2 protein-coding genes are annotated in these 2740 nt (G+C 71.9%); both read left to right on the top strand.

Translation table 11 applies throughout. The annotated features are described in order from the left end of the window. Window positions 1–411 precede the first annotated feature (411 nt). Window positions 412–891, top strand: coding sequence for a single-stranded DNA-binding protein (locus IE312_RS33990; protein ID WP_189986079.1), 480 nt, complete (start codon window positions 412–414; stop codon window positions 889–891). A 318-nt stretch (window positions 892–1209) separates the two neighbouring features. Beyond that, window positions 1210–2538 (top strand): TQXA domain-containing protein, encoded by a 1329-nt coding sequence (locus tag IE312_RS33985; RefSeq protein WP_189986084.1) that lies wholly within the window; start codon window positions 1210–1212, stop codon window positions 2536–2538. Window positions 2539–2740: the final 202 nt, after the last annotated feature.

Below are 2740 nucleotides of genomic sequence, written 5' to 3'. Positions count from 1 at the left end.
TGGGTGGGGGAACCGGCGGAGCCGTGGGTAGGGGAGCCGGCGGAGTCATGGGTGGGGGAACCGGCGGAGCCGTGGGTGGGGGAGCCGGCGGAGCCGTGGGTGGGGGAGCCGGCGGAGCCGTGGATGTGGGGTCTGAGTACGACGTGTCACCCGTCCGGGTGGCGGGGTTTTCCACAGGCGGGTGGTGGTGCACAGCGCGCGGCGGGCTCGGCCCGGCGGAGGCAGTCTGAGGGCACGGCGATCGCACGCCGGGTCCGGCCGCGGAGGCGGCGGGGCAGCGGGCGGTCGCGGGACCGTGCGGGCACGTATGTCAGTCGTACGCGCCGGCACGGCAGACGCAGCCGTACGGGACGGGCCCGTACGCGTGTCCGCCCGGCCGGAAGAGGGCCGGGCGGGGGAGGGGAGCGAGACATGAACGAGACCATCGTCTGTGTGGTGGGCAACGTGGCGACCCAGCCGGCGTACCGCGAGCTGGCGTCGGGGCCGTCGGCCCGGTTCCGGCTGGCGGTGACCGCGCGTTACTGGGACCGGGAGAAGAGCGCGTGGACGGACGGGCACACCAACTTCTTCACCGTGTGGGCCAATCGCCAGCTCGCGGTCAACGTGGCCGCGTGCGTGGAGGTGGGCCAGCCGGTCGTCGTCCAGGGCCGGCTGAAGGTGCGCACGGAGGTGCGGGAGGGGCAGCAGCAGTGGGCCTCCGCCGACATCGACGCCGTGGCGATCGGCCATGACCTGTCGCGCGGTACGGCGGCCTTCCAGCGTGCCGTCAAACCGGAGGCGCCGCCGACGGCCGCCAGGCCCGAACCGAGCTGGGAGACACCGGGCCCGGCGGACCCCCGGGACGACGAGGCGGCGCGTCAACAGGAGCGCCGGCCGGTAGCGGTGACGTGACGTCAGTGAACGCATCCAGCTCCAGCGCTCCACCTGACGAACCGGTGGATTTGTCGATATGGCCAGCTCAAGAACGGTCCCGGCGATAACGATTGCGGATCGGATCGGCCATCGGATGATCCGACCGCCGGGAGAGGCTCCGGCTGATCCATAGGATGCCGGGCGTGCCCCTAGGGGCTGCCGATTCTGCTGGTGGGACCGTCCCCCACGTCCAACGGGTCCTGCTCGAAGGGGAATTCTGTGCTTGCTGCGCTCTCTGGGTTCTGCCGGTCCACCGGAACGGCCCGCCTGGCCGCCGTCGCCACGGTGTCCGGACTCATGGCGGCCGGCGTGCTGTCCGGCGCCGGTACGGCCGTGGCCGAGGAGAGAGCGCAGACACAGGGCGGGGCGGCGGCCACCCTCAACGGGCTGAAGACCTACGGCGAGGCCGTCATCCATGACAACGGCAGCGACCAGCAGGTCTCCGCGGGCCTGTTCGAGATGTCCGTGGACGGCGGCGGCACCCTGCAGACCTACTGCGTCGACCTGTACAACCCGACCCAGCGGGACGCCCGGTACCAGGAGACGGCCTGGAGCGGCACCTCGCTGGGCACCAACAAGGACGCGGGCCGGATCCGCTGGATCCTGCGGAACTCCTACCCCCAGGTCAACGACCTCGCCGCACTCGCCCGCCGGGCGGGCGCGAACGGGCTGACCGAGCAGGACGCGGCGGCCGGCACGCAGGTGGCCATCTGGCGCTACTCCGACGGCGCGAAGGTCGACGCCGTCGACCCGCAGGCCGAGAAGCTCGCCGACTACCTGGAGAAGAGGGCCCGGAGCGTCGCCGAGCCGCAGGCCTCGCTCACCCTGGACCCGCCCGCCGTCTCCGGGCGGCCGGGCGATCTGCTCGGACCGGTCACCGTGCACACCAACGCGGGCGCGGTCACCGTGAGCCCGCCGGCGGACGCGGCCGCCAGCGGGGTGCGCATCGTCGACCGGGCCGGCAAGGTGATCACTTCGGCGAAGGACGGCAGCCGGCTGTTCTTCGACGTCCCCGAGGACACGGCGGACGGATCGGCCCAGCTGTCCGTGCAGGCGTCGACCACCGTGCCGGTGGGCCGGGCCTTCGCCTCCGACAGCCGCAGCCAGACCCAGGTCCTGGCCGGCTCCAGCGAGTCCACGGTCTCCGCGACCGCGACGGCCGGCTGGGCCGCCACCGGCGCCATACCGGCGGTCTCGGCCCGCGAGAACTGTGCGAAGGGCGGTGTGGACATCACCGCGGTCAACAAGGGTGACGCGCCGTTCACCTTCACGCTGATGGGCGCCGAGCACACGATCCCGGCGGGCGCGTCCCGCACGGTGACCGTGCCGCTCCAGGAGGACCAGGCCTACGACTTCACGATCACCGGTCCGCACGGCTTCAGTCACCGTTTCACCGGCGTCCTGGACTGCAAGACGCAGGGCGCGCTCACGACGGAATCGGCCCAGCTCCGCAACGAGCCCAGCCCCGCCACGGTGGGCGGCAGCACGGTCCCCGACACCAATCTGGCGGCGACCGGCGGTTCCGCGATCACCCCCATGATCGCGGGCGTGGCCATCGGCCTGGTCGTGATCGGCGGCGCGGTCCTGATCGTGCTGCGCCGGAGGGAGGACCCGGCCGGCGAGTGACCGTGCGGGGAGGCCGCGGTGCGACGCCGGCACCGTCGGGGAAGATCCGGGAGAAGTTGAAACGGCACGTAAGAAATGCCGGTCGACGTCCCGGAATCCGGATGCGGCTCGGGAAATGTGGGCACTCAGGTGCAAAACGCCTGAAACGACCACCTGTCCGCAACGGGAGAACATCATGATCGTCAAGAAGATGCACGACATG

It is taken from the genome of Streptomyces capoamus, from assembly GCF_014654935.1.
GTDB classification, from domain to species: Bacteria; Actinomycetota; Actinomycetes; order Streptomycetales; family Streptomycetaceae; genus Streptomyces; species Streptomyces capoamus.
This window is presented reverse-complemented; position numbering and strand designations above follow the sequence as displayed.

What these genes read in the sequence shown, in the direction of transcription:
- IE312_RS33990 (WP_189986079.1), top strand. Translation starts at nt 412, where the DNA reads ATGAACGAGACCATCGTCTGTGTGGTGGGCAACGTGGCGACCCAGCCG.
- IE312_RS33985 (WP_189986084.1), top strand. Translation starts at nt 1,210, where the DNA reads ATGGCGGCCGGCGTGCTGTCCGGCGCCGGTACGGCCGTGGCCGAGGAG.